The organism is Amycolatopsis sp. NPDC039088 (assembly GCF_055598845.1).
Genome location: NZ_JBVKAE010000016.1, coordinates 1 through 22,762, shown reverse-complemented (window position 1 = coordinate 22,762; position 22,762 = coordinate 1). Strand labels below are relative to the sequence as shown.

Annotated in this window: 22 protein-coding genes; 9 read left to right on the top strand and 13 right to left on the bottom strand. The window is 69.0% G+C overall.

What is annotated here, in order from left to right:
- The first annotated feature begins 32 nt into the window (after nucleotides 1-32).
- A complete protein-coding gene (locus tag ACZ7KI_RS21270) occupies nucleotides 33-596 on the top strand; it encodes a TetR/AcrR family transcriptional regulator (protein WP_470274835.1) in 564 nt (187 codons plus the stop codon).
- Here ACZ7KI_RS21270 and ACZ7KI_RS21265 read toward each other — a convergent pair.
- Genes ACZ7KI_RS21265 through tdh form a run of 4 tightly spaced genes read right to left on the bottom strand, consistent with a single transcriptional unit; the run spans nucleotide 593 to nucleotide 4,752 of the window.
- Entirely contained in the window at nucleotides 593-1,588 is a 996-nt protein-coding gene (locus ACZ7KI_RS21265) for a TerC/Alx family metal homeostasis membrane protein (protein ID WP_465506097.1), read from the bottom strand. The two genes, ACZ7KI_RS21270 and ACZ7KI_RS21265, sit on opposite strands and share 4 nt — an antisense overlap.
- A gap of 40 nt (nucleotides 1,589-1,628) precedes the next feature.
- Nucleotides 1,629-2,543, bottom strand: coding sequence for a LysR family transcriptional regulator (locus ACZ7KI_RS21260; protein WP_465506096.1), 915 nt, complete (start codon nucleotides 2,541-2,543; stop codon nucleotides 1,629-1,631).
- Nucleotides 2,540-3,721 (bottom strand): glycine C-acetyltransferase, encoded by a 1,182-nt coding sequence (locus ACZ7KI_RS21255; protein ID WP_470274958.1) that lies wholly within the window; start codon nucleotides 3,719-3,721, stop codon nucleotides 2,540-2,542. The genes ACZ7KI_RS21260 and ACZ7KI_RS21255 overlap by 4 nt, the downstream gene beginning before the upstream one ends.
- Nucleotides 3,721-4,752, bottom strand: coding sequence for an L-threonine 3-dehydrogenase (tdh, locus tag ACZ7KI_RS21250; RefSeq protein ID WP_470274834.1), 1,032 nt, complete (start codon nucleotides 4,750-4,752; stop codon nucleotides 3,721-3,723). Before tdh ends, ACZ7KI_RS21255 begins: the two co-directional genes overlap by 1 nt.
- A gap of 198 nt (nucleotides 4,753-4,950) precedes the next feature.
- Between tdh and ACZ7KI_RS21245 the strand changes: the two genes are divergently transcribed.
- On the top strand, nucleotides 4,951-5,844 hold the full coding sequence (locus ACZ7KI_RS21245; RefSeq protein ID WP_470274957.1) for a lysostaphin resistance A-like protein: 894 nt from the start codon (nucleotides 4,951-4,953) through the stop codon (nucleotides 5,842-5,844).
- 50 nt (nucleotides 5,845-5,894) lie between these two features.
- Here the strand turns inward: ACZ7KI_RS21245 and ACZ7KI_RS21240 are convergent, their stop codons facing one another.
- The gene (locus ACZ7KI_RS21240) at nucleotides 5,895-6,944 is read right to left on the bottom strand and encodes an NAD(P)-dependent alcohol dehydrogenase (protein ID WP_470274833.1); all 1,050 of its coding nucleotides are present in this window, start codon (nucleotides 6,942-6,944) and stop codon (nucleotides 5,895-5,897) included.
- A gap of 85 nt (nucleotides 6,945-7,029) precedes the next feature.
- Here ACZ7KI_RS21240 and ACZ7KI_RS21235 point away from each other — a divergent pair, with 85 nt between their 5' ends.
- Complete coding sequence (locus ACZ7KI_RS21235; protein ID WP_470274832.1) at nucleotides 7,030-7,632, top strand: TetR/AcrR family transcriptional regulator; 603 nt, start codon at nucleotides 7,030-7,032, stop codon at nucleotides 7,630-7,632.
- 89 nt (nucleotides 7,633-7,721) lie between these two features.
- Nucleotides 7,722-9,086, top strand: a complete 1,365-nt coding sequence (locus ACZ7KI_RS21230; protein WP_470274831.1) for an MFS transporter — start codon at nucleotides 7,722-7,724, stop codon at nucleotides 9,084-9,086.
- Between the two features lie 7 nt (nucleotides 9,087-9,093).
- On the opposite strand, the gene ACZ7KI_RS21225 is transcribed toward ACZ7KI_RS21230, so the two are convergent.
- The 4 genes from ACZ7KI_RS21225 to ACZ7KI_RS21210 form a co-directional block, all read right to left on the bottom strand.
- Nucleotides 9,094-9,555 (bottom strand): ATP-binding protein, encoded by a 462-nt coding sequence (locus ACZ7KI_RS21225; RefSeq protein ID WP_470274830.1) that lies wholly within the window; start codon nucleotides 9,553-9,555, stop codon nucleotides 9,094-9,096.
- Between the two features lie 107 nt (nucleotides 9,556-9,662).
- On the bottom strand, nucleotides 9,663-10,274 hold the full coding sequence (locus ACZ7KI_RS21220; RefSeq protein WP_470274829.1) for a TetR/AcrR family transcriptional regulator: 612 nt from the start codon (nucleotides 10,272-10,274) through the stop codon (nucleotides 9,663-9,665).
- A 6-nt stretch (nucleotides 10,275-10,280) separates the two neighbouring features.
- Nucleotides 10,281-11,120 carry a class I SAM-dependent methyltransferase gene (locus ACZ7KI_RS21215; RefSeq protein WP_470274828.1) on the bottom strand — a complete coding sequence of 280 codons (840 nt, stop codon included), beginning with the start codon at nucleotides 11,118-11,120 and terminating at the stop codon, nucleotides 10,281-10,283.
- A gap of 112 nt (nucleotides 11,121-11,232) precedes the next feature.
- Nucleotides 11,233-11,739 carry a hypothetical protein gene (locus ACZ7KI_RS21210; protein WP_470274827.1) on the bottom strand — a complete coding sequence of 169 codons (507 nt, stop codon included), beginning with the start codon at nucleotides 11,737-11,739 and terminating at the stop codon, nucleotides 11,233-11,235.
- Between the two features lie 253 nt (nucleotides 11,740-11,992).
- Between ACZ7KI_RS21210 and ACZ7KI_RS21205 the strand changes: the two genes are divergently transcribed.
- Nucleotides 11,993-12,733, top strand: a complete 741-nt coding sequence (locus ACZ7KI_RS21205; RefSeq protein ID WP_470274826.1) for a carbonic anhydrase family protein — start codon at nucleotides 11,993-11,995, stop codon at nucleotides 12,731-12,733.
- 111 nt (nucleotides 12,734-12,844) lie between these two features.
- Nucleotides 12,845-13,285, top strand: coding sequence for a hypothetical protein (locus ACZ7KI_RS21200; protein ID WP_470274825.1), 441 nt, complete (start codon nucleotides 12,845-12,847; stop codon nucleotides 13,283-13,285).
- On the opposite strand, the gene ACZ7KI_RS21195 is transcribed toward ACZ7KI_RS21200, so the two are convergent.
- The 4 genes from ACZ7KI_RS21195 to ACZ7KI_RS21180 form a co-directional block, all read right to left on the bottom strand.
- Entirely contained in the window at nucleotides 13,257-16,160 is a 2,904-nt protein-coding gene (locus tag ACZ7KI_RS21195; protein WP_470274824.1) for an AfsR/SARP family transcriptional regulator, read from the bottom strand. The two genes, ACZ7KI_RS21200 and ACZ7KI_RS21195, sit on opposite strands and share 29 nt — an antisense overlap.
- A 50-nt stretch (nucleotides 16,161-16,210) precedes the next feature.
- Nucleotides 16,211-16,876 carry a response regulator gene (locus tag ACZ7KI_RS21190; RefSeq protein WP_470274823.1) on the bottom strand — a complete coding sequence of 222 codons (666 nt, stop codon included), beginning with the start codon at nucleotides 16,874-16,876 and terminating at the stop codon, nucleotides 16,211-16,213.
- Nucleotides 16,873-18,039: a sensor histidine kinase gene (locus ACZ7KI_RS21185; RefSeq protein ID WP_470274822.1), complete on the bottom strand. Its 1,167-nt coding sequence runs from the start codon at nucleotides 18,037-18,039 to the stop codon at nucleotides 16,873-16,875. The genes ACZ7KI_RS21190 and ACZ7KI_RS21185 overlap by 4 nt, the downstream gene beginning before the upstream one ends.
- Before the next feature lie 120 nt (nucleotides 18,040-18,159).
- Nucleotides 18,160-18,531: an MmcQ/YjbR family DNA-binding protein gene (locus ACZ7KI_RS21180; RefSeq protein ID WP_470274821.1), complete on the bottom strand. Its 372-nt coding sequence runs from the start codon at nucleotides 18,529-18,531 to the stop codon at nucleotides 18,160-18,162.
- Between the two features lie 113 nt (nucleotides 18,532-18,644).
- Here ACZ7KI_RS21180 and ACZ7KI_RS21175 point away from each other — a divergent pair, with 113 nt between their 5' ends.
- The 3 genes from ACZ7KI_RS21175 to ACZ7KI_RS21165 are packed head-to-tail and all read left to right on the top strand — an operon-like array spanning nucleotide 18,645 to nucleotide 22,623.
- On the top strand, nucleotides 18,645-19,889 hold the full coding sequence (locus ACZ7KI_RS21175; RefSeq protein ID WP_470274820.1) for an SGNH/GDSL hydrolase family protein: 1,245 nt from the start codon (nucleotides 18,645-18,647) through the stop codon (nucleotides 19,887-19,889).
- Nucleotides 19,890-19,947: 58 nt separating this feature from the next.
- Nucleotides 19,948-21,333: an FAD-binding oxidoreductase gene (locus tag ACZ7KI_RS21170; protein ID WP_470274819.1), complete on the top strand. Its 1,386-nt coding sequence runs from the start codon at nucleotides 19,948-19,950 to the stop codon at nucleotides 21,331-21,333.
- A gap of 27 nt (nucleotides 21,334-21,360) precedes the next feature.
- Nucleotides 21,361-22,623: a class I SAM-dependent methyltransferase gene (locus tag ACZ7KI_RS21165; protein WP_470274818.1), complete on the top strand. Its 1,263-nt coding sequence runs from the start codon at nucleotides 21,361-21,363 to the stop codon at nucleotides 22,621-22,623.
- The last annotated feature ends 139 nt before the right edge of the window (nucleotides 22,624-22,762 follow it).

Here is a 22,762-nt window from a genome sequence, read left to right as displayed (position 1 = left end):
GACCGTGACAACCAATGCGCTAGAGTGGGCTCATGGAGACACTGGGACGGCGCGAACGCAAGAAGGCCGCGACCCGTCAGGCGCTCGCGGACGCAGCGCTGGAACTGTTCCTCGAGCGGGGCTACGACCAGGTGAGCATCCGCGACATCGCCGAGGCGGCCGACGTGTCGACGACGACGCTGTTCAAGCACTTCTCCGGCAAGGAGGCGCTGGTCTTCGACGAGGCCCAGGACCGCGAAGCGAACCTGATCGCCTCAGTGCGGCAGCGCGCGGAAGGGCAGAGCGTGGTCGAAGCGTTGCGCGAGTACGTGCTCGCCACGTGGCTCCCGCTCACCGCGCACCCTCAGTACGCCGGATTCACCGAACTGGTGAGCAGCACCCCAGCGCTACAGGAGTACGGCGAGCGCATGTGGACCCGGCACGCCAAAGCCCTCGGCGCGGCCATCGCCGAGGACGCCGGCGTTGACTCCGGCGACATCGCCTGCCGCGCACTCGCGCGCTTCGTCCTGGACATTCCGGCGCTCACCAGGGGGAGGCCGGATCCCCGTGAGGACGTCGAGCGGATCTTCGACCTCCTCACCCACGGCTGGCGTTAGTCCTCTTCGGGGCGGGAGCCGCGCAGCGAGCCCGGGTGTGCTTTGGCGGTGGGGTCGTTGCGGGTCTTGAGCAGGCTCGCCACCGTCACCACGACGAGGATCCCGATGATCACCGCGAGGCTCACCGGCGTCGAGATCTCCGGAACGCTCTCATCGATGTCGACATGCGCCCAGTGCAGGATCAGCTTGATCCCGATGAACCCGAGGATGATCGCGAGCCCGGCCGACAGGTAGACGAGGCGGTCGAGCAGGCCCTTGACGAGGAAGTACAGCGCGCGCAGGCCGAGCAGGGCGAAGGCGTTGGCGGCGAAGACCAGATACGGCTCGTCGGTGACGCCGAAAACAGCGGGGATCGAGTCCAGCGCGAACAGCAGGTCGATCCCGCCGATCGCGAGCAGCACCACCACCAGCGGCGTGCCCACCCGCTTCCCGTCGAGCCGGGTGACCAGCTTGCCGCCGTCGTATTCCGTGGACAGCGGCAGCAGACGGCGCGCGGTCCGCACCACGACGTTGTTCTCGACATCCGGATCCTCGTCGCGATGCCGGAACAACTGGACCCCGGTGTAGATCAGCAGCAGACCGAACAACAGGAACATGAAGGAGAACAACGACAGCAGCGTGGCGCCGAGCGCGATGAAGATCGCCCGCATGATCAGCGCCACGACGATGCCGAACGTGAGCACCTTGTGCTGATGCTCCTCAGGCACCGCGAACGTGGTCATGATGATCACGAAGACGAAGAGATTGTCGACCGACAGGCTCTTCTCCACGATGTAACCCGCGAAGTACTGCTGCCCGAAGTCCCCGCCATGCGCCAGCGTCAACCAGACACCGAACGCCACCGCGACCAGGATGTAGCCGACCGACCAGGCCACCGCCTCACCGAAACCGACCTTGTGCGGCCGCACCGCCGCCAGGATGAGATCGAGTGCCAGCAGCGCGAGCACCAGCCCGATCGTGACAGTCCAGGTGAGGCCATCGATCTGGAGCATTCGCGCCCTGTCTTTCTTCCCGCGGCTGGTTCGCCAGATCCTAAGGGCGAGTCCCCCGGTCCGCATTCGCATGCCGGGGCGCCGCTTCCAGCAGGGCCGCGAGGACGGTCTTGAGCAGGGGGTGATCCGCGCTCCCCCGCCGGACGGCGGCGAACACGCGGCGCAACGGCGGCTCGCCTCGCAACGGGACGGCGACCGCGCCGGGCACGGCGGTGAAAGCGTTGCGCGGCACCAGTGCCACGCCCTCGCCCGCGGCGACCAGGGTGGTGATCGCGTGGAAATCGTCGGAGACGTGCCGGATCTCCGGATTGGCGCAGGCGATCGTCAGCACGTCGCGGCAGGGGTTTCCCGGTTTCGGCGCGATCCAGTCGTCGTCGGCGAGTTCGTCGATGTCCACTTCGGACGATCCGGCCAGCCGGTGCGCGGTGGGCAGCACGACGTCGAACGGCTCCACGTACAACGGGAACCGGCTGAGCCTGCTTTCATCCGTTCGTGGCGAGAGGCGGTACTCCTCGGTGATCGCCAGGTCGATCTCGCCGTCGAGCAGCAGCGGGATGCTCGCGTGCCCCTCGACGTCCTGCACCCGCACCGAAACGCCCGGCGAACCGGCGCGCAGCGCGGCGATCGACGGCGCGACGACCATGGTGATCGCCGAGGCGAAACTCGCCAGCCGCACCTGGCCCTGTACCCCGGAATCCAGCGCCGCCAGGGTGGCCTGCGCCCGTTCCAGTTCGGCGGCGACGGCGTTGGCGTGCACCACCATCAGCTCACCCGCGGGGGTCAGCGAGACCCGCCTGCCCCACCGTCTTAACAGCTGCTGGCCGCACTCGGCTTCGAGAGCGGCCAGCTGCTGGGAGACCGCGGACGGCGTCAGGTGCAGCGACTGGCCCGCCGCCGTCACGGTGCCGTGGTCGGCGAGAGCGCGCAGTACCCGCAGCCGTCGCGGATCGATCATTCGTCCATCATGGACCTTGCTGTCACGAACGCGTCGACCGCACGGTGGATGTCCTCGGTCGAATGCGCCGCCGACATCTGCGTCCGGATCCTGGCCTTCCCGTGCGGCACCACCGGGTACGAGAAACCGACCACGTAGATGCCCTGGTCGAGCAGCAGATCCGCCATCTTGCCGGCCTTGGCGGCGTCGCCGATCATCACCGGGATGATGGGGTGCTCGCCGGGGAGCAGGTCGAAGCCCGCCTCGGTCATCCGGCGCCGGAACAGCTCGGTGTTGGCGCGCAGCTTCTCCAACAGCTCACCCGAGGAGCCCAGCAGTTCCAGGGTGGCGAGCGCGGCGGCGGTGATCGACGGCGCGAGGGAGTTCGAGAACAGGTACGGCCGGGAGCGCTGCCGCAGCATCTCGACGATCTCCGCGCGGCCCGAGGTGTAACCGCCGCTCGCCCCGCCCAGCGCCTTGCCGAGGGTGCCGGTCAGGACGTCGACCTTGTCCTGGACCCCGAACAGTTCGGGCGTGCCGCGTCCGGTCGGGCCGGTGAAGCCGACCGCGTGCGAGTCGTCCACCATCACCAGCGCGTCGTAGCGCTCGGCCAGCGCGCAGATCTCGTCGAGCGGGGCGAGGTAGCCGTCCATGGAGAACACGCCGTCGGTGGCGATCATCCGGTAGCGCGCGCCGGAGGCCTCCTTGAGCCGCTGCTCCAGGTCGGCGACGTCACGGTTGCGGTAGCGCATCCGCTTCGCCTTGCAGAGCCGGACGCCGTCGATGATCGACGCGTGGTTGAGCTCGTCGGAGATGATGACGTCCTGGTCGGTCAGCAGTGTCTCGAACAGCCCGGCGTTGGCGTCGAAGCAGGAGCTGTAGAGGATTGTGTCCTCGGTGCCGAGGAACTCCGAAAGCTTCGCCTCCAGTTCCTTGTGCGGCTGCTGGGTCCCGCAGATGAACCGCACCGACGCCATGCCGAAGCCCCAGCGGTCCAGCGCCTCCTGCGCGGCCTTGACCAGCACCGGGTGGTCGGCGAGACCGAGGTAGTTGTTGGCACAGAAGTTGAGGACGTCGCCGTCGGCGACCGTCACCGAGGCCCGCTGCGGCCCCCGGATCACCCGCTCGCCCTTGTACAGCCCGGCTTCCCGGATTTCGGCGAGCCCGGCCTTGAGGTCGTCGCGCATCGCGCCGTACATCAGTTCTCCGTCCAATCCAGAATGACCTTGCCGCAACGGCCTTCCCTGGCCGTCGCGAACGCCTTCGCGTATTCGGTGTAGCCGAACCGGTGGGTGATCACCGGCGAGATGTCCAGCCCCGCCTGCAGCAGCACGGACATCGAGTACCAGGTCTCGTACATCTCGCGGCCGTAGATCCCCTTGAGCTGGATCATCTTCAGCACGACGGCGGCGATGTCCACGGAGACGTCGGAGGCGGGCAGGCCGAGCAGCGCGACGCGGCCGCCGTGCGACATGTTCGCGATCATGTCGCGCAGTGCCTCGGGCCGTCCGCTCATCTCCATGCCGACGTCGAAGCCTTCGGCCATGCCGAGCCGTTCCTGCGCGTCGGCGATGGTCGCCGACGAGACGTCCAGCGCGAGGTCGACGCCGACCTTGCGGGCCAGTTCCAGGCGGTGCTCGCTGACGTCGGTGACGACGACGTTGCGCGCGCCGGCGTGGCGGGCGATCGCGGCGGCCATGATGCCGATCGGTCCGGCGCCGGTGACCAGGACGTCCTCGCCGATGACCGGGAAGGACAGCGCGGTGTGCACGGCGTTGCCCAGCGGGTCGAAGATCGCGGCGATGTCGAGGTCGACTTCGCTGCGGTGCACCCACGCGTTCTCCTCCGGCAGCACGGCGTACTGCGCGAAGGCGCCGTCGGTGTGCACGCCGAGGCCCTTGGTCCGTGCGCACAGGTGCCGTCGCCCGGCCTTGCAGTTGCGGCAGCTTCCGCAGACCAGATGCCCCTCGCCGCTGACCAGGTCACCCACCTTGACGCTCGTCACCGACCGGCCGATTTCGACGACCTCGCCGACGAACTCGTGCCCGACGACCAGGGGCGCGGCGATGGTGCGCGCCGCCCAGTCGTCCCAGGAGTCGATGTGCAGATCGGTGCCGCAGATCCCGGCGCGCAGCACGCGGACGGCGACTTCCCCGGGGCCGACGGCGGGGTCCGGCACGTCGGTGAGTTCCAGCCCGGGTGCTCGGTCGGCTTTGACCAATGCCTTCATGGCGCGAAGTCTTACCGGTGCCCGCTGTGCGGTCCATCGCGAGTTTCTGAAATCCCTCGTTAGCGTGGCTTCACAAGGACCGCCGTTCCCGGTGCCGCGCAGCACTTCCACCAGCTCCCGCGCCGCGCCTCGGGGTCGGTTGAGTCCTCCGAAATGATGACGCGGACCCTGCGCCGCTTCGATGATCCTTCCCTTGTGATGGAAAAGACCGGTACCCGGCAGGGCTCCGATTGGCGGATACTTCTCGGCGGGCTCGCGGCGTTCGTCGTCGCCCCGGTACTGCTGCTGGCGACAGGGCATGACGCGATCGAACCGTCCGCGGATTCGGACAAGGAACTTTCCCTCGCGGGTGCGCTGATTCCCGCGCTGGCGGGGATCCTGCTGATCCGCGGAATCCCGCTCCACGCGCCGAGACTGCTCCCCCACGCGACCGACCGGCGCGCCCTGCGCGGACAGGCGACGGCCTTGGCGCTCATCGCCTTCCTGTGGCCGCTGGCGTTGTTCCTGGTGTCGGCGACGGGACAGCAAGCGCTGGTCCGCGACATCTGGGCACTCGCCAAACCGCTGGTGTTCCTGGTGCTGCCGCTGGTTCTGCTCCGGATCCTGCGACCCCGGGAGGAACCGGATCCGTTCCGTCTCCGGCGCCTCTGGTGGCCTCGGCAGGCCTGGCAATGGCTCGCGCCGCTTCCGGCGGTACTCGTCTTCGGCTGGCTTTACGTCCTCGGCCCGCTCGCGCCACCGCTCCCCACCACGGAGGACTATCCCGATCCGGTGTACCTGGCAGTGGCCGCGACACTGACCTTCTTCACCGCGAACGTACTCGAAGAGGTCTTCTTCCGCGGCATGCTGCAGACCCGGCTGGAGGCGCTTTTCGGGCGGTGGCCGGGGATCCTGCTGGCGTCACTGCTGTTCGCGTGGCTGCACCTGCCGACGCACGGACAAGGATCGCTTCCCCTCACCCTGGGCGCGATCGTGGCCTTCCAAGGGTTCTTCGGGCTGTTCACCGGCTACCTGTGGTCCCGCTACCGCAACCTGGTGGCACCGATCGCCGCCCACACCGCGATGAACACCCTGCCGCTGCTCTTGATGTGAAGCGGCGGCCGGTCTCCCCCCAACGGGAAGACCGGCCGCCACCAGGGGAATCACGCGCCGATGGTCGCCGCGTCGATGACGAACCGGTAGCGGACGTCGCTGTTCTCCACCCGGTCGTAGGCCACGTTCACCTGGTCGGCCGAGATCGTTTCGATCTCCGCGCCGATGCCGTGCGCGGCGCAGAAGTCGAGCATCTCCTGGGTCTCGGCGATGCCGCCGATCATCGACCCGGCGAGCACCTTGTTCCCGCCGAGCAGCGAGAAGGCGTTGTAGGACAGCGGTTCGCCGGGCGCGCCGACGTTCACCATCGCGCCGCCGACGCGCAGCATGCCGAGGTAGGAGTCGACGGGCAGGGTCGCCGAGACGGTGTTGAGGATCAGGTCGAAGCGGCCACGCAGCGTCTGGAACGTCGACGCGTCACCGGTCGCGAAGTAGTCCTTCGCGCCCAGCTTCAGGCCGTCTTCCTGCTTCTTCAGGCTCTGGCTGAGCACGGTGACCTCGGCGCCCATGGCGACCGCGATCTTGACCGCCAGGTGGCCGAGCCCGCCGAGGCCGACGACGGCGACCTTCTTGCCCGGTCCGGCGCCCCACCGGTTCAGCGGGGAGTAGGTGGTGATGCCCGCGCACAGCAGCGGAGCGGCGACGTCGAGGCCGATGCCCTCCGGGATGCGGCAGACGAACGCGTCCTTCACCACGATCTGGCGGCTGTAGCCACCGTAGGTGTTCTCGCCGTCGAAGCCGACGCCGTTGTAGGTCTGGATGTTGCCCTTGAGGCAGAACTGCTCGGTGCCCGCGAGGCAGTACTCACACTCGCCGCAGGAGTCGACCATGCAGCCGACCCCGACGCGGTCCCCTACCTGGTACTTCGTCACACCGGATCCGACCGCGGCGACGACGCCGGCGATCTCGTGCCCCGGCACCATCGGGAAGATCGCGGTACCCCAGTCCTCCTTCACCTGGTGGATGTCGCTGTGACAGATCCCCGCGTACGCGATGTCGATCAGCACGTCGTCCGGGCGCAGGTCGCGACGCTCGATCGTGGTCTGCGACAGCGGGGCGCCCGGGGACGGCGCGGCGATGGCGTGCGTGGTCGTGCTCATGAAACCCTCCGAGAAACAGTGAGACCATGTAAGAGGTCACTTACAACGACGTAAGAGGGCTCTTACATATTCCACGACCTGGGGTGTGATCCACGACATGGGCGGCAAGTACCACCACGGCGACCTTCGCGCGGAACTCGTGCGGGTCTCGCTCGACCTGATCGCCGAGCAGGGACTCGCCGCCTTCTCCGTCGCCGAGGTCGCCCGTCGCGCGAAGGTGAGCCCCGGCGCGCCTTACCGGCACTTCCGGGACAAGGAAAGCCTGATGGCGGCCATCGCCGCCACGGTGGCCTGCCAACTGGCCGACTGGGTGCACGACGCCATCGAGGCCGAATCGGATCCCGTCACCGCGCTCGCCGCGGCCGCGGGCGCCTATACCGCGTACTTGATCGAACGCCGCGCCGGGATGAACGTCATCTACTCCGACGGCCTGCAGGGACCGGAACACGCGACCTTGCACGAGCAGACCCGGCGCTTGACCGACCAGTTCCTCATGCTGTGCCTCACCGTCGCCGACCGGCCGGAGGACGGGCTCGAACTGATGGAGCAGCTGTTCACGCAGGCGCACGGTTACGGCACGTTCTACCTCGACCGCGTCTTCACCAAACAGGGCTATTCCACGGAAGTCGTCGTGCGGAAGTCGGTCGAGGCCGCCCGCGCCGCCATCCAAGGGCGCACGAAAATGTGACGTGTTTCACGTCCACTTTGTCCGATTACCGGGGCTCCCGGCGCCGACATGATGCGAAGCGCAATCCACTCGACAGCGAGGAGAAGCGCGTGAGCATCGGGCAAGACGTCGGATCATGGCGGGAACTGAAGCACCATATGAGCACCGCGGTGGTCTTGGCGGGTGGCGTGCTCATCGGCGCGATCACCATCTATGTGGCGGCGAGCCTGCTGCCGACGGCGGTCCAGGAGATCGGCGGGCGGTCGTTGTACGCCTGGACCATGACGGCGTTCCTGATCGCCCAGGTCGTCGCGACGATGCTCGTCGGCCGCTCCCTTTCACGGTACGGAGGTGCGGGCTCCTGCTTGATCGGCTTCGGCGTCTTCGCCGCGGGCTCGGTGCTATGCGCTGCCAGCCCTTCGATGCCGATACTCCTGCTGGGCCGCGGCGTGCAGGGTTTCGGCGCCGGGCTGCTGACAGGACTGGGTTTCGCCCTGATCCATTCGGCGTTGCCGAGGCGGCTTTGGAGCCGTGGCAGTGCGTTGATCTCCGCCATGTTCGGCGTCGGCAACTTCGCGGGTCCGGCGCTCGGCGGATTCTCGGCACAGTTCGGATCGTGGCGGATGGCTTTCGCGGTACTGGCCGGAGCAGCGGTCGTACTCGCGGTCTTCGTGCCGCGTGCACTGCCTCGCGGTGAGCGCACGGCTCAGGGGGCGCCGGTTCCGGTCGTGTCACTGGCCTTGGTCGTCGCGGCGGCCGGCGCGGTGGGGGTGGCCGGAATTCTCACCGACGGGGTCGCGATGGCGGCCCTTCTCGCGCTGGGTGTCGCACTCGTGGCCGCGTTCCTGGTGGCGGAGAACCGTGGCACGTCGAGTGTGCTGCCCCGATCGGTGTACCGGGCCGGTTCCAAGCTGCGCTGGATCTACCTGAGCATCATGGTCCTGGCGTCGGGCGTCGCCGTGGAGACCTTCCTGCCGCTGTTCGGCCAGCAACTGGGCGGACTCCCGCCCGCGGCGGCCGGCTTCTTCGCCGCCGCGCTCTCCTTGGGCTGGTCGGCGAGTCAGCTCGTCAGCGCGTCGGCCCACCGGGCGACGACGGTCCGGCGGCTCCTGCTCACCGGACCGGCCTGCCTGGCCGCCGCCTTCGCGCTCTTGGGCCTGATGCAGACCGGGCAGCCGCCCCTGCCCCTCGTCCTCGCGTGGTTGCCGGCGCTCTTGGTCGGCGGCTTGGGCATCGGCATCGCGATGCCGCATCTGTCGGTGGCGGCGATGACCTCCGCGCCGGACGACGAGGCCGGGAAGGCCGCCGGTGCGATCGCCACGGTGCTGACGATGTCGACGGCGTTCGGCGCGACGATCGCCGGGCTCCTGGTCAACCTCGGCGGGCCGTCGGTGGTCACGTCGGCGCGCCTGCTGCTGTTCGGTTTCGCGGCGATCTCCGCGGTGGGCCTGTTCACCGCGCGCCGCACCGGCTGAATCGTGGTCAGCTCCGGGAGTGCTTCCCGCGCACGCGCGGAAGCGCTTCCGGACAGCCGCCGTCACAGCGGATATGCGCCCAGACGAGCTTCCCGCCGCGCACCGACTCACGCCGGACGCCCCATTGCACGGCCACTCCGTCGACGACGAGCAACCCGCGTCCGCGCGGATCCTCGAGCTGCGAACGGCGCGCCCGCGGTTGTTCGACGCTGACGTCCGCGACCTCGATGCGGATCGCGCACGGCGACACGCCGCGCCACAACTGGATGTGGCGCGCGCCACCACCGTGCACATAGGCGTTGGCGACGAGTTCCGTCGCCGCGAGCAGGACGTCGTCACGGTGACCCTCGCCGAGGTCGGGCAGGCATCTGACCACCCACGCCCGTATCTCCGGCAACGCACGCGGCGTCGTCGCCCGCAGATCCAGCACCCAGGTTCCCGGAACCGGATGCTCCGCGATGCTGATCATGGAGGCACCCTTCCGTCGCGCGGCCTCTCTGCTGAAGACGCACGATCGGGTTACCCAGAACTCACGCTGATCAACCCGCGAACCACGGTGGCGCGTACGACACCAGGTCAGCGGGCCGCGATCCCCGTCAGCACCGTCGCGACCACGGCGTCGATCGCCGGTGCGGTGACCACCTTCGGACCGTGCGGGAACAGGCCGGACAGCACGGTTTCGTGGCAGACGCCGACCAGCATCGCCGTCGCAGCCTCGACATCGCCGGAAATCCTGCCGAGTTCCTTTTCAGCGCCCAGATATGCGGCGAGGCGATCCCGCCAGTTCGCCCCGTCCCCGGCCAGCTCACCGAACCGGGCGAGCACGGCGGGCCGGGCGAGCAACCCGGCGAACGCGGGCAGGATCTCCTTGTGCAGAGCCAAACCATAGGCGAGCTGCGCGCGAAGATTGGCCTCGACGGTATCCGAACCGGGCTCGGGCAGCGCGCCGAGTCCGCGTTCGACGGCCCGGACATGCTCGGCCAAGGCGTTGGCCAGCAGCTCCTCCTTGTCGGCGAAGTGGTTGTACAGCACGCCGTCGGCGACGCCCGCTTCCCGGGCGATCGCGCGCACCGTGAGCTCCGCGGTGCCTCGCAGGGAAATCAGGTTCGCGGCCGTGGCGACCAGATGCTCACGCAGGCTTCGCCCGTCTTCACTGTCGCGCAGGGCCGCCGCTTTCCTCGGGGACATCCGGGATCAGTGTTCCGCGAACGCCGTGACCGACCACGCCGCCCCTCGCAAGCGGACCCCGCCGGGTCCCTCGAACGGTCGGAGCGCGGCCGAAAGTGCTTCCCCCGCACCGTCCGCGGCTTCGGCACCTGCCTGGTCGAGGTGATGCTTGACCGGTCCCCAGTCCGCGATGAAACCCGCCGCGTCGGCGACGTCGCTCCCCCAGACCTGATCCGCCTCGGCACGGGTACACGTGACATCGGCGAATCCGGCATCCGTGAGCACCGAACGGATCCGCGCGGGGTCGGCGAACGACGTGGGCCCGGTCCCGTCCTCGCCGGTGGGTGTCGGCAAGAACGGTGCCAGGGCACCGAAAACGACGCCGAGATCGGTTCCGGCGAGTCCGGTCATGCAGAGGAACGCGAGCCGCCCTCCCGGCCGCAACGCGCGACGAACATTGGCGAAGGCGGCGACGGGATCGGCGAAGAGCATCACCGCGAACCGGCTGAGCGCGACGTCGAAAACGGCTTCCCCGAACGGGAAGACCTGGACGTCGCCCTGCTCGAACGTCACGTTCGCGACCCCCTCGGCCTCCGCGCGGGCCCGCGCGGTGGCGAGCATGGGCGCGGACAGGTCGACGCCCGTCGCGCTCCCGAATGGGGCACGGACGGCGGCGAGCCGCGTGACCTGGCCGTTTCCGCAGCCGATGTCCAGCACGTGGTCCCGTTCACCGATGCGGGCCGCGTCGAACAGGGTTTCGTTGAATCCCTCGTTCACGGCGTCGTAGCGCTCATGGTGAGCCGCCCAGTGCCTTCCCTCGTAGCCGTTCCACGCTTCCGCCTGCGCGGTGTTGACGATGTCGGTCATGCCAGGGCCTCCTCGGTTATGAACACACGTTCATGAACACGTGTTCATATTGGCGGAGGGCACTCGCGGACGTCAAGGCGCCGCCGGGGAAGCATGAAGTCGAGGCTGCCGGTCACGAGCAGCCGGGCGGGAGCCAGCCAGGCGTGGTCACCACCTGCTCGGGTGTCACCGTCATCTGCGAAGTCTTGCCTCCGAAACCAAAGCCGACGAGGCCGCCAGGACAGACGCGTACCGCACCAGGACCACCCTGAGTCCGGGATTCCCGCCAGGCGACGGGATCGACACCGACCCGCCACACCTTCCAGAACGGCGCACCGTCCCGATGACCGGTACAGGAGTCGACGGCGGGCAGGCCTTCGACCCGGCAGACGTAGCGGGAATCCCCGTATGGCCCGCTTCCACTCCCGAGATGTACGTCGAGGCCGGAGCGCTCGAGCGCGATCCGCGCGTCGCCGGGTGATCCGGATACGCAGCGCACGAGCACTTCGGACCGACCGGCACCTTGGAGGTCGACGGCGACCGTCACCCCTTCCGCCCCTTGGCAGGCGCCGGCGTGAGAAACCGGGTCCACGGCGGGAAAAAGAGCCATCAGGCTGAGGAGCACAGTCAAGATCGACACGCTTGGATACTACGGGTGCCGCCCCGGATGCGCACCGTAAGACTTACGCGGAAAGCCGACGCAGATCACACTCCGTTTCGTACGAATCGAGGGAATTGTGCCGGAAATTGCCCTGCTCCGAGGACTTGCGCATTTCGTCGCGGAGGAAAAAGATGTTTCTTCTCGCACACCACCCCTTGGGTGAGGCCGCATTTTCTCGAAGCACCATGACCGGATGAGCACAGTTCATCCGGGTCCTCGAAAGGTTCAGAGCGTGACGCGCAGGCGCCTTACCGCATTCGTCGTTCCCCTCGTACTCACCGGAGTCCTGCTCACCGTCGGCGGCACCACAGCCCAGTCGCGGCCGCCGTCACAGAGCCCGGTCGACGTCTCCCCCGGCGCGATCCGGTTCGATCCGACCCTCCCGAGGCTGTACGTCTCCTACGGCCATTCCGATCTGGACCTGGAATACATCCGAAAGGACGCATCGGATTCCGGCGGATGCAGTACGAGAAATCACGAAGAAACCGAAGAGGCGGTGGTACGGCCCGGCACCGGGCACGTCACGCTGGCCGGGGTCCGCTACGAACTCGAACAGTTCCATTTCCACACCCCGTCCGAACACCGCTTCCAGGGCCGTGCCGATCCGCTGGAAATGCATTTCGTGCACCGCAGCGCCGCCGGGAAACTGCTGGTGATCGGGGTGCCACTGCGCGCGGGCGCCACGTCGCCGGTGGATCACATCCTGGCGACACTCGCACCGGAATGCGGTGAGACGGTCGCGTTGGCGGACTTCGACCTGAACACGCTCCTTCCCCGCGACCGGAGCACGCTCCGCTACAACGGCTCCCTCACCACGGCGCCGTTCACCGAAGGCGTGCAATGGTTCCTGATGTCCGAGCAGACCGTCGCCCCGGCGACTATCGCGCGCTTCCAAGCCCTGTTCGGGGACGGCAACGCGCGGACGCCCCAGCCGCTGAACGGACGGCATCTGAACCTGGTGCCGGGGATCTGACCGAACAGGACAGAAGCACGGCGAACGTTTCATCGGGATTTCATGGCGCCTCCTTACGGTTCCGGGCACGGATCCGCGAGCCGCGGACCGGTGGTCCACGAGGAGGCGTGCATGAGCCCGGCGAGCCGGAGCCCGTACAACACGGTGGTGCCCAGGGACGACCGGCCGAGTCCCGGGGAGCTGGCCGGGCTCGTCGGACCGGGCTGGAGCTGGACGGCGTTCTCCGCGCCGTGGGCCACCGGCCGCCCTGCGCCCAAGTACCGGTGGACGCTGTTCGAGACCGCCGCTCAGGCCGTCGACGATCTCCGGCGCTGTCTCGACGACGGCGCCGTCAGCAGGCGCGGTGCCCTGTGCGCGTCCGTACTCCGGAAGCGCGGGGCACCGCGGGAACTGGTGCTGTGCGACGGCGCGGACTGGGCGTGCGTCGTCCATGAGGTCCGCCCCGGAGTCCACCTGACCGACGCCGGTGACGCCTGCTTCGCGCGCTGGCGCGCGACCATGGAAGGGCACCGCTTCACGATCATCAACGCCGGCGTGCCGACTGTCTGGTGAGGTCCAGACCTTCCAGCGCGAGGGCGCGTTGCTGGGCGTCGCCGTCGGGTCCCATGGTGGTCAGCACCCATTCGAAGTGCTCCCTGGCGGCGACCGGATCGCCCGCGGCGAGATGGGTGCGGCCGAGCCGGTTGCGGATCTCGGACTCCATCCCGACGACGGTCTCCTCGGTGACCGCGGTCAGCGCCCGCCGCTGGAGTTCGAACGCCTCGTCGAGGTTCCCGAGTTCCAGTTCCGCCGCGCCCAGCCGTGCGAGACTGCTCGCGGTCAGCAGGCCGTCGGTCGTCTCCTCGGCCAATTCGACGGAACGCCGCAGATCCAACGCGGCTTCGGCGAACCTCCCGATTTCGAGACGGACGGTGCCGCTGTGGCACAGCACCCGCGCCAGCATCCCGGCGCTGCCGATCTCCTCGCTCAGGTCGCGGGCGCGGGCGAGGTGCTCCAGCGCTTCTTCGTACTCGCCCCGCGTATAGGCGAGATAGCCGAGCGCGGACAGCGACCGTTCGGCGAGCCAGCCGTCCCCCACCTCGTCGGCCATGGTCATCACCCGCCGCATTCCCGGCAACGCGAGGTCGTGCCGCCCGGCGATCAGGTCCACCATGGTGAGCCCGCCCAGCGCCCGCGCCTCCGCCCCGCGGTCGCCGCAGGCCTGCCCCGCCCGCAGCGCGTCGTCGAACCAACCACGCGCCCGGTCCAGCTGTCCCTGCATGCCGTAGGCGTAGCCGAGACAGAACCGCAGCGACGAGATCAAGCGTTCGTCTTCCGCCCGTTCGGCCAGTGGCAGCGCGATCTGCAGCGCGGTCCGGCATTCGTGATACCGCTGCTGGCGCGCGAGGTAGTCGACCAGCCCTTCGGCGATCGAGCAGGCGACGCCGTCCAGCCCCGCTTCGGCGGCCTGGGTGACCACTTCGGGCAGGTCGCCGACGGCGTCGAGCCAGGCGGAAGCGTCCCGTTGCCCGCTGAACGGCCCGGCGCCCGGCTCCACCGGGAACCGCGCGACTCCCCATTCGCTCGCCCGGCGCGCGGCCTTGAGGTACAGGCCGTACACCCGGTTCCGCGCGGCTCCGACGACGTCGTCGGGCAGCTCTCCGGCGAGCCGTCGTGCGTAGACCGCCACCAGATCGTGCAGCCGGTAGCGGCCGCTCGCCGGTTCCTGCACGAGACTCGCGTCGACGAGGTTTTCCAGCTGACGCTCGGCTTCGGCCGGTGAGCAGTCCAGCAGGGCGGCCACCGAAAGGCTGTCGAACTCGGGTGTCGGCGACAGTCCGAGCGCGCCGAACGCGCGTTTCTCGGCGGGCCGCAGCTGCTCGTACGACAGGCTCAGCGCCACCTCGACGCTGCGGTCCTCGGCGGTCAGTTCGCCGAGCCGCCGCTCGTCGTCCGACATCCGGTCCACCAGATCCTTGAACGTCCACATCGGACGGTTCTGCAGCCGGGCGCCCGCGATCCGCAGCGCGAGCGGCAGCCGTCCGCACAACCCGGCGAGCGCGCGCACGGCGAACCGCTCCCCCTCGGCCCTCGGCGCGCCAACGATCCGGCTCAGTAGTCGTTCCGCGGCTTCGAGTCCCAGCGCGCCAAGGGAAATGCGGTGATCGGCGTCCAAACCGGACAGACGGCGGCGACTGGTCACCAGCACGCGACTGCCCGGACCGGCAGGCAGCAGAGGCCGGACCTGGACGGCGGATTCGGCGTTGTCGAGCACCAGCAGCAACCGCAGCCGCGCGGTCGCCGCCCGCCACGACGCGGACAGCTCGTCGAGATCGTCCGGCATGGCGACGTCTTCGACGCCGACCGCACGCAACAGCCGCCGCAGGGCTCGTTCCGGGGTCACCGGCTCACGGCCTTCGGTGTATCCGTGCAGGTCCACGAACAGCGCACCGTCCGGATAGGACTCGCGGAGCCGGTGGGCCGCGCACACCGCGAGCGTCGTCTTCCCCGCGCCGGGAACGCCGTCGACGGCGTCGACCGAAACCGACTCCGGATCGCCCTCCTCGACGAGCAGCGCGAGTTCCCGGTCCCGCCCGACGAGTTCACCGGTGGTGGCGGGCAGTTCGTTGCGGGCCCGGCGCGGAGCCTCCCGGCGCTGTGTTTCCCGGTGCTGGGCTACGCCGAGCAGCGCGTCGTCGCCCCGCAGCACCGATTCCTGCACCTGCCGCAATTCCTCGCCCGGCTCGACGCCGAGCTGGTCGATCAGCCGCTCGCGGACGTCGGTGAACACCTCCAGCGCCTCCGCCTGACGCCCGCCGCCGTAGAGGGCACGCATCAGCAGGGCGGCAAGCGGCTCACTCGGCGGGTCTGCGGACACCAGCGCCGACAACTCGCCGATCACCTCGTCGAACCGGCCGAGTTTCAGCTGCGCGCCCAGTTTCCGGCGCAGCAGCAGAAGTCTGCGTTCCTCCAGCCGTCGCCGCTCACCCTGCACGAACGCGCCGGGCAGTCCCGTCAGCGGCTCACCGTGGAACAACCGGAGCGCGTCGGCGAAGGTGTCCACCGCGGTGCCGAGGTCGCCCGTCTCCTCGGCGGCGGCCGCGATGGCGGCCATCTCCTCCAGCCGCGCCACGTCCAGCCGCACCCCGGCGCTGGCGAACCGGTAGCCACCACGGTCGGACACGATCACCGAGTCCCGCGGCCGCTGACCGGAGGTGTCCAGGCATTGCCGCAATCGTCGCACGTACACCGGCAGCACGTTCGACTCCGGCGGCCGCTCCCAGAGCCCGTCGGTGAGTTCGTAATGGCTGACGGTCACGTCCGGGCGCAGCACCAGCGCGGCCAGCACGGCCTGCTGCCGGACCGGACCGAGATCCAGCCGCGTCTCCCCCTGCCAGGCCCGCAACGGGCCGAGCACCTCGAAGCGAAGCCCCGAGTCCGCGGACACCCCGTCGCCCTTCACGATCCCCCTGTCGTTTCCCCCTTGGATTCCCATGGCTAGCCCGGCACCACGATCCCGTGGTCGAACGCGTAGACGATCGCCGCCGCCCGGTCACGCAGCTGGAGCTTGGTGAAGATCCGGCCGATATGGCTTTTCACGGTCACCTCCGAGATCACCAGCGTCGCGGCGATCTCCGCGTTGGTCAGCCCCCGGCCGATCGCGCGGAGCACGTCTTGCTCCCTCGGGGTCAGCAGTTCGGGCGAGCGTCCGCCGCTGCCGTTCCCGGCGGCCTGCCGGTAGGCGGCGAGCACGCGGCCGGTCACCCCGGGGTCGAGCCAGGCGTCGCCGGCGGCGACCGCGCGTACGGCCCGGATCAGGTCTTCGGCCGGGGAATCCTTGAGGACATAACCCGCCGCCCCCGCCCGTAGTGCGTCGGCGAGCAGGCTGTCGTCGTCGAACGTGGTCAGCGCGAGCACCGGCGGATGGCCACCGGAGCGCCGCAGCCGCCTGGTCGCCTCGACTCCGCCGACGTCCTTCATCCGCAGGTCCATCACGATGACGTCGACCTCGTTCGCGGTCAGCGCCGCCGGCACTTCCGAACCATCGCCGCATTCCCCCGCGATGACGAATCCGTCGCGGCGCCGCAGGATGCGCCGAAGCCCCGACCGGACCAGCTCCTGATCGTCGACCAGCAGCACCTGGATCTCCGCGGCGGCGGTCACGGCTTGGCCCCCGGCACGACGACCTCCACGATCCACTGCCTGCCGCTGGGCCCGGCGCTGAGGTCGGCGCCGAGCTGGGCCGCGCGAACGGCCATCCCCGCCAGCCCCGACCCGTCCTCGGACATGCGCCGGACGGTCGTGGGGAGGGAGTTGCTGACCGTGAGCTTCGCGCCCGACCGGCCGGCGTTCAGCCGGACCTCCGCTGTCTCGCCGGGGGCGTGCTTAACGACGTTGACCAATGATTCCTGCACGATCCGGTAGAGACCCAATCCTTCCGAGGCGCCTACCCGGCCGAGGTCGCCTTCCTGTGTATAGCGCACCGCCAAACCGGCGGCCCTGGTGCGTTCCACCAGCATCGCGATGTCCTCCACGCCCGGTAACGGCGTGCTTCCGGACGGTGTGTCGGCGAGCAGGCCGACCGTGCGGCGGATGTCGGCCATCGCGGCGCGTCCCACCTGCTCGGCTTCGGTCAGCGCTTCGATCGCCTCGTCGACGTCGCGGTCCTGCTGCAGCGCGCGCCGCGCCCCGGTCAGGTGCAGCAGCGTGATGCTGAGCGAATGACCGACGACGTCGTGCACCTCGCGCGCGATCCGCTGTCGCTCGGCGAGCAAGGCCTTGTCGCGGGAGATGTCGCGGGCGCCGCGTTCGGCGTCCAGCGCCCGGGTGTACCAGCGGACCACGAGCCCACCGCAGAGGCCGAGCAGGACCGCGACCATGTACACGGGCCCGCCGACCAGCCCTCCCCAGCCCCCCGCCACGACCAGGACCAGTTCACCTGTGACGGTCACGAGAGCGATCGCCAGCGGCGTCCGGAGGATACTGCCCGCCTCGGTGGCCGCCATCAGCAGCAGCAACGGCGCGAAATCCGGGAGCACCGGCTCGGTGAGCAGGACCACGGCCGCCACGATCAGCGCGGCCATCCGCACCCACGGCACGACCCAATCGGTGGTGGCCCAGATCAGCGGTCTGGCGATCACGACCAGCCCGGCCAGCGCCACCGGGGTCGGCGGCAGCAAGGCGTCTCGCTGGATCAGGGCGACCACCGCGAACACCGCGCTCACCACGGTGGAACTCACCGGCACCCACCACGGCAGGGTCAGCCCGGCCCGGGCGAGGCTGACCTGCACCCTCGCCCGCAACCGGTCCCGCAAGATCTCCAGCACCGCCTCAGCCTAGGAAGTGCGGGAAGGCCCGTCATCGTGCGGCGGTCGGCACCCGTCTCCGCCCACGGTAGGAGGCCGGGCGAGCACGGACCGATGAAATCCGGATGAAACGCAGGCCACTCACTCCTCGCTCAGCGCGACCCACTTCAGCTTCTCCTGCTCTCGCTTCGGCAGGCCCGCGACGACGAGGTCGTAGGAGTCCTCGATCATCTCCCGGACGAAGTCGTCGGTCAGCGAACCGTCGAGTTCGACGGTGTTCCAGTGCTGCTTGTTGAGGTGGTAGCCGGGGATGATCGCCGGATGCTCGGCGCGCAGCCGGACCGCCAGATCGGGCTCGCATTTGAGGCTGATCCGCAGCGGTTCCGCCTTGAGCCGGCTGAGCGCGAACACCTTGCCCGCGACCTTGAACACGCTGTTGTCCTCCCCGAAGGGGAACTCCTCCCGGGCGCCGGGGAGGGCGAGGCAGAGCTTCGCGAGAGCGGCAGGCGTCATGGTGTTCAGGCTAACCACCCCCACCGACAGAAATCTGTCCTGTGCCGCGCATTGACCGGCGGTCGGTGATTCACCGACGATGAGCGGAGCCGACTGGGTGGAGACGTGACGATATGCGACTGAACTGGGTCTTTCGCAGCGAGCATTCGGGAAAGCGCTTACTGGTGGCGGCGATCCTGTTGCTGGGCATCGCACCGGGAGCCGCGGCGGCGGCTCCGGAGAGCCAGGTGGAGAGCACCACCTCGAGCGGATGGGTGGGCACCTGGGCGGCCGCGCCCGCGGCCGGGGTGGCGGGGACCGACAACGGCTACCCGAACTTCTCGATCCGCAACATCGTGCACACCAGCGCCGGCGGGCACGAGGTCCGCGTGCGGTTGTCCAACGCCTTCGGCCGGACGCCGGTGCTGTTCGGCCGGGTGACCGTCGCGGTCGCCGCCGGACCGGACACCCCGCAGGCCGTCCCCGGCACGATGCGCACGCTCACCTTCGGCGGCGACCGTGAGGTCACCGTGCCGCCGGGCGCCGACGTCGTCAGCGACGGCGCGGCGCTGAACGTGCCGAGGGACGGCGACCTCCTGGTGACCACGTACAGCCCGACGCCGTCCGGTCCGGTCACCCACCACCCGCTGGCCATGCAGAACTCGTACTTCACCCGTGGCGGCGACAAGGCGGCCGACGAGTCGGCGGCGGCGTTCCCGGAACGGACCGCCGTCTGGCACTACGTGTCCGGAGTGGACGTCCGTGGCCATGGCCTGCGGGGCAGCGTCGTCGCGATCGGCGACTCGATCACCGACGGGGCGAACTCGACCTGGGGCGCCAACCTGCGCTGGCCCGATCAGCTCGCCGACAAGATCAGCCGTCAGCTCGGCGTGCTCAACGCCGGGATCAGCGGGAACCGGCTGCTGCTCGACGGCGGCAACTACGGGGTCAACGCGCTGGCACGGCTCGACCGGGACGTGCTGAGCCAGTCCGGCGCGCGGACGGCGATCGTGTTCGAAGGCATCAACGACATCCAGCAGACACCGCATCAGGCCGATCCGGGCAAGATCATCTCGGCGCTGAAGCAGATCGCCACCCGGGCACACGACCGCGGTCTGCGGGTGCTCGGCGCGACGATCACGCCGTGGAAGGGCTGGCGTTCCTACACCCCGGAACTCGAGGAGACCCGGCAGGCGGTCAACCGGTTCATCCGGACAAGCAGGCTGTTCGACGGCTACATCGACTTCGACGCGGTGATCCGCGATCCGGCCGACCCGCAGCGGATGAAACCCGAGTACGACTCCGGCGATCACCTCCACCCCGGTGACAAGGGCTTCACGGCGATGGCCGACGCCGTTCCCTTGCCGCGGCTCAGGTAGAGATTAAGGGCTGCGCGCGGCGGTTTCGTCAGGCACGATGAGTTGATGGCGATCAATGATGGCTAGCAACGACAGCGGCACCCGAGCGACGGCGCGGTTGGTCCGGTTCGCCGAACACGAAGCGCGCACGGAGACACTCCGTGCGCAACTGGCAGGCCTGCACGGCACGATCCGGCTGGCGAAGCGGACGTCGAACCTGTTCCGCGCGCGGACGGCGACCAGTACACCGGGACTGGACGTCTCGGGGTTCACGCACGTGCTCGATGTCGATCCCTTGGCCCGCACGGCCGACGTAGAGGGGATGGTCACCTACGAGCAACTGGTGGACGCGACCCTTCCTCACGGGCTGATGCCGCTGGTCGTGCCGCAGCTCAAGACGATCACGCTCGGCGGCGCGGTCACCGGCCTCGGTATCGAGTCGTCGTCGTTCCGCAACGGCCTCGTGCACGAGTCCGTGCTGGAGATGGAATTGCTCACCGGCGACGGCAGGGTCGTCGTCGCGCGGGCGGACAACGAGCACAGCGACCTGTTCCACGGCTTCCCGAACTCGTACGGGACGCTCGGCTACGCGCTGCGGCTGAAGATCGAGCTGGAGCCGGTCAAACCGTACGTGCGGCTCGACCACGTCCGGTATGACGACACCGAGGAGTACTTCGCCGCGCTCGGCGAAGCCTGCCGGAACGGGTCGGCCGACTTCGTGGACGGGACGGTCTTCGGGCCCGGCGAGCAGTATCTGACGCTGGGCACGTTCACCACCTCCGCGCCCGCGACCAGCGACTACACCTGGCTCGATATCTACTACAAGTCGATCCGTGAACGGGAGACCGACCACCTGAGCGTCCGGGACTACCTGTGGCGCTGGGACACGGACTGGTTCTGGTGCTCGCGGGCGTTCGGCGTGCAGCACCGGCTCCCCCGGCTGCTGCTGGGCAGGCGGCTGCTGCGGTCGTCGGTCTATTGGAAGGCGGTGGCGCTCGACCGCCGGTTCGGGATCGCCGCGAAGCTGCTCAAGCTGCGTGGTCTCCCGCCGGAAGAGACCATCGTCCAGGACATCGAGGTGCCGCTGTCGCGGGCCGCGGAGTTCCTGGACTTCTTCCGCCGCGAGATCCCGATCAGCCCGGTGTGGATCTGCCCGCTGAAGCAGCGGCCGGGCGGGGTCAACTCGCCACTATACGAATTGGACCCCGAGACGCTGTACGTCAACTTCGGCTTCTGGTCCGCGGTCCCACTGGACCCCGGCGAGGAGCCGGATACGCACAATCGGCTGATCGAAGCCGAAGTGACCCGGCTCGGCGGGCGGAAATCGCTGTACTCCGACAGTTTCTATACCGAAGACGAGTTCTGGCGGCTGTACAACGGCGACGCCTACCGGAAACTGAAAACGGCCTACGACCCGGACGGCCGCCTGCTCGACCTGTACGCGAAATGCGTGCGGCGGCGGTGACCCGGGCTGGGAAGAAGAGAGAAGAACATGGCTGAGAACACGACCGTCGGGAAGATCTTCGAGCGGTTGCTCGGCCCGAGCGCCCAAGTGTCCATCACCGCCTACGACGGCAGCACGAGCGGCCCGGCCGACGCGCCGGTGTCGATCCAGGTCCGCTCACCACTGGCGCTGACGTACCTGATGTCGTCCCCGGGAGACCTCGGTCTCGCACGCGCCTATGTCGCCGGTGCGCTCGATGTGGACGGTGACCTGTACACGGCGCTGCGTGCCCTCGTGGCTCAGGTCGATCAGCTCAGCACCGCGGATCGCCTGTGGTTGCTGCGCGAACTCGGCCCCAGGCATCTGCGCCGGGTCGCCCCACCCGCCGAAGAACTGCCGAGCCGCGTCAAACGCGTCTTCGACGGGCTGCGGCACTCGAAAGCACGCGACAGCAACGCGATCTCGAACCACTACGACGTCTCGAACCGGTTCTACGAACTGGTTCTGGGCCCGTCGATGGCCTACACCTGCGCCGCGTTCCCGTCCGCAGACGCGTCGCTGGAAGAGGCGCAGGAGCACAAATTCGACCTGGTGTGCCGGAAACTCGCCCTCAAACCGGGTATGCGGCTGCTGGACGTCGGCTGCGGCTGGGGCGGGATGGTCGAGCACGCGGTCGCGAACTACGGCGTCGAGGCACTGGGCGTCACCCTTTCGCGCGAACAGGCGCAGTGGGCACAGAAGGACATCGTGACCAAGGGGCTCGCGGACCGGGCCGAGGTACGGCACCTCGACTACCGCGACGTCACCGAAACCGGTTTCGACGCCGTGTCGTCGATCGGGCTCACCGAGCACATCGGAGCACGGAACCTGCCGTCGTACTTCCGTTTCCTGGCCGGGAAACTGAAGCCGCAAGGGCGGTTGCTGAACCATTGCATCACCAACCCGGACACCTCCGTCCCGCATCGATCGCGCGGGTTCATCGACCGGTACGTCTTCCCCGACGGTGAGCTGGAGTCCGTCGGGGAGATCGCCACCGCGATGCACGACAGCGGGCTCGAGGTGCGGCACTCGGAGAACCTCCGCGAGCACTACGCCACCACCCTCGGCGCGTGGTGCGCCAACCTCGACGCGAACTGGGACGCGGCCGTCGCCGAAGCGGGCGCCGGGCGGAGCCGTGTCTGGGCGCTGTACATGGCCGCCTGCCGCCTCGCCTTCGAGCGACGGGAAATCGAACTGCACCAGGTGCTCGGGGTGAAGGTCGGCCCGGACGGTGACTCCGGCATGCCATTGCGGCCGGACTGGGGCGTCTAGGCGTCGTGAGTGGTAATGACGGTTATTGAGGGGTAAGGCAAACATGGCGTGCCCCGGCGTGGGTCCGGACCGGCTGACGGGAGCGGGGACGGCGACTGGTCTGTCCACAAAGGACCCTATTTGCACGGGTAAGTGTCCA